This is a genomic window from Streptomyces mayteni (assembly GCF_054783955.1).
The window spans coordinates 1-2,936 of record NZ_BAAGPR010000139.1; the positions used below are offsets into that span (position 1 = coordinate 1).

Genomic DNA, 2,936 nt, shown 5'->3' on the forward strand with positions numbered 1-2,936 from the left:
GCCGCCAGCCCGCTGCCGCGCAAGCCACCCGCGGGGGCGGGTGGGTGGGCGCGGCACGGCCGCAGGCCGACACGGCCCACAGGGGCCCAACAAGGCGGCTCCGCCGCCGTTGAGGCCCCGGCGGCCCCACCCCCGCGCGGAGCGCGACGCGGCAGCGGAACAAAGGGCGGGTGGGTGGGGAGGAACCCCGGCCGGCAGGGCGGCGGCGCCTGCGGCGCCGTGCCGCAACCCCTTCGGGCCGGCCGGCCCGAAGGGGTTGCGCGGCGAGGCCTTGCCCCCGCAAGGGGGCGCCGTCAGCTCAGGCGTTCCGGAGCGTGTTTGGTGGAGCGGAGGCGGACCTCCGTCGGGAGGACGGACAGGCCGGCGGAGGCGCGGGCGTGTTCCACGGCCTCGGTGCGCAGCCGGTGGACGGCGACGTCCGGCTGGGCCTGCGGCGCCAGCAGCAGGCCGACGCGGACCCTGGGTTGGGTGCGGCGGCCGACCAGGGTGACCCTGGCCTCGTCGATGCCGGGCAGCGACTCCGCCTCCGCCGTCACCACGTCCTCCATCGCGCGGCCGCGCAGCAGCGCGCCCACGCCGTCTCCGCTGTCCACCAGGACCTCGGAGAGGCGCTGCTGCCGCAGTTGGGCCACGGTCCACCACAGGGCCAGCAGCACCACGAGTGCCAGGCCGCCGATGACCACGGGCCACCACCAGCCCTCGTCCCGCCACCGTGTCCGGTCGGCGTCGCTCAGCAGCACGTCGTCGGGGCCGCTCCAGGGCCAGGTCGACGGCGTCAGGTCGAGTGCGGTCAGCACGACCGCGAGCCCGGCGCAGAACAGGGCCAGCCCCAGCAGGCCGAGCAGTACCCGGTTGACGACACTTAGCATGATCACGTCACCTCCGCGCCGGACGGCGGACCTGTACGGCGAGCGCGGGCTGGCGGGCCAGTCCCAGCTCCCTGATGCCCTCGCCGAGCACCGCGTCGAGATCGGCCCGGACGACGTCCAGGTCGCGGAAGTGGGCCTGCGCCGACGCCCTGACCCGGCGGCGGCCCACCGTCACCCGCACCGACCGCACGCCCGACACCTCGAGCGCCCGGTCGCGCAGCACCACGGCCGCGGCGCTGCGCTCGATGCCGGCCCGCAGGAACTCGTCGTCCCGCCGCCGCATCGGCAGCAGGCCGCGCAGCCCCGGGGTGACCGCGAGGACCAGCAGCCAGAGACCGAGCAGCATCGCGGCCACCGCGGCGAGCACCACCGCGGCGTCGTCCAGGCCGCGCACGGCCAGGTCGTCCGCCAGTTCGCGACGCCAGGCGGCGGCCGGCCGCTCGGCGCGCACGGAGACGATGTCGTAGAGCAACACGCCGGCCGCCAGCACCAGTAGCGCCGCGGCCAGCCCGGCCGGCACCCGGCGCACCGACCAGAAGCGGCGCGCCGCCTCCGACTCGGCGTCGTCCGGCTCGTAGCGGACCGCCGAGGCGGTCTTGGCCAGTTGGTTCTCCGGGGCGGTCTTCTCCAGCGTGGGCCCGCTCACCGTCGCGGCCGCGTCGTCGGCCGCCTTCACCACGTCTTCGTCCGTGTCGTTCGTCACCGCACTCTCCCTGAGCCGTTGCGGTTCCCTTCCCGGCCGCCCGAGGCGGCGGTCAGGTGGGCCGAGCGCAGCCGCCCAACGGCGACGGCCACCTCGGTCGTCTCCATACCGGCCAACTCCCGGACGCGCAGCTCCACCTGGCGGCGGACCTGACGGCACCGGGCACCGATATCACAGGGATACCCGAGCTCGACCTCGACCGACACGCTGGCGAGCCCGCCCGTCCCCGAGGGATCGGGCGACCGCCGCACCACGGCCGTCGCCTGCGGCAGTTCGCCCGGCTCGCCGAGCGCCTCGCGGGCCGCGTGGGCGGCGAGCTTGGCCACCACCCGTTCGGAGATCCGCGTCGCGCCGCGTTCGGCGGCCGGGACCGGCGTCTCCACGACTCACCGCCGCCGGTCTTCGCCGCGGTCCCTGCCGCGGAAGAAGTCGCCGGGCTCCAGGTCGCCGTCCGCGAACCGGCCGGCCACGAACCCGATCGCGCCAAGCGACGCCACCAGCAGAAAGGCCCCGAAGCCGCCGAAGTACCCGGCGAACCCCAGCGCCATGCCGGCGATCATGCCGATCACAGCCATGCTCATCTCGCGCTCCTACTGCAGCGGTGGGCGTTCGTCGTCGTCCTCGTCATCGTCGGGCAACTTCACGTCCCCGACGTTGATGTTGACCTCGACGACCTCAAGACCGGTCATTCGTTCCACAGCCGAGATGACGTTCTCCCGTACCGTACGGGAGACGGCGACGATGGAAACCCCGTACTCCACAACGATTTCGAGATCGAGCGCGGTCTGCACCTCGCCGACCTCCGCCTTGACGCCGCGCGTCGCGGACCGGCTGCCGCCGGGCACGCGGTCGCGAACCGCCCCCAGGGTGCGGGCGACTCCGCCGCCGAGGGCGTGGACGCCGACGACGTCGCGGGCCGCCATGCCGGCGATCTTGGCCACCACGCCGTCGGCGATGGTGGTCCGCCCGCGTGCGGCGGGATCGCCCGTCCCACGGCGGGTCCCGGTCGCCGCCCTGGCGGGCGCGTCGGTCGTCGCCTCCGTGCCGGTGTCGGTCACGTGGCCTTCACCCCTTTCCGAACGGCGGTCGGCTCCGCCGTCGTTGTGCGGTCGCGCGGTCGCGCGCTCCTGTGTGGTTGCTGGTGCGTCAGGAATGCGGCCGAGCATACGAGATGCCTTACCCATTGCTGGGCGCTCACTCCGGGTTTCTTCCCCCACCCACCCGCCCTTTCCGACGCGCTCCGCGCGGGTTGTCCCCGCCCGCCCACCCCTGTCGCTGGCGCTGCGCGCGGTGCGGCCAGCGGCTGCGCCGCCGGGGCGGGGCGGGCCCTGCGACTCCCGGCGCTGCACGCAGTGCGGCTACGC

Annotated in this window: 5 protein-coding genes; all 5 read right to left on the minus strand. The window is 75.1% G+C overall.

Annotation, left to right across the window (positions count from 1 at the left end; all coding sequences use genetic code 11):
• Window positions 1–293: 293 nt before the first annotated feature.
• Complete coding sequence (gene amaP, locus ACYVPE_RS35475; protein WP_461037930.1) at window positions 294–869, minus strand: alkaline shock response membrane anchor protein AmaP; 576 nt, start codon at window positions 867–869, stop codon at window positions 294–296.
• A gap of 7 nt (window positions 870–876) precedes the next feature.
• Window positions 877–1,473: a DUF6286 domain-containing protein gene (locus ACYVPE_RS35480; protein ID WP_461037947.1), complete on the minus strand. Its 597-nt coding sequence runs from the start codon at window positions 1,471–1,473 to the stop codon at window positions 877–879.
• Between the two features lie 95 nt (window positions 1,474–1,568).
• Entirely contained in the window at window positions 1,569–1,955 is a 387-nt protein-coding gene (locus ACYVPE_RS35485; protein ID WP_461037931.1) for an Asp23/Gls24 family envelope stress response protein, read from the minus strand.
• Window positions 1,956–1,958: 3 nt separating this feature from the next.
• Window positions 1,959–2,153: a hypothetical protein gene (locus ACYVPE_RS35490; RefSeq protein WP_461037932.1), complete on the minus strand. Its 195-nt coding sequence runs from the start codon at window positions 2,151–2,153 to the stop codon at window positions 1,959–1,961.
• A gap of 9 nt (window positions 2,154–2,162) precedes the next feature.
• On the minus strand, window positions 2,163–2,630 hold the full coding sequence (locus ACYVPE_RS35495) for an Asp23/Gls24 family envelope stress response protein (protein WP_461037933.1): 468 nt from the start codon (window positions 2,628–2,630) through the stop codon (window positions 2,163–2,165).
• Between the last annotated feature and the right edge of the window lie 306 nt (window positions 2,631–2,936).

What these genes read in the sequence shown, in the direction of transcription:
- amaP (WP_461037930.1), bottom strand. Translation starts at nt 869, where the DNA reads ATGCTAAGTGTCGTCAACCGGGTACTGCTCGGCCTGCTGGGGCTGGCC.
- ACYVPE_RS35490 (WP_461037932.1), bottom strand. Translation starts at nt 2,153, where the DNA reads ATGAGCATGGCTGTGATCGGCATGATCGCCGGCATGGCGCTGGGGTTC.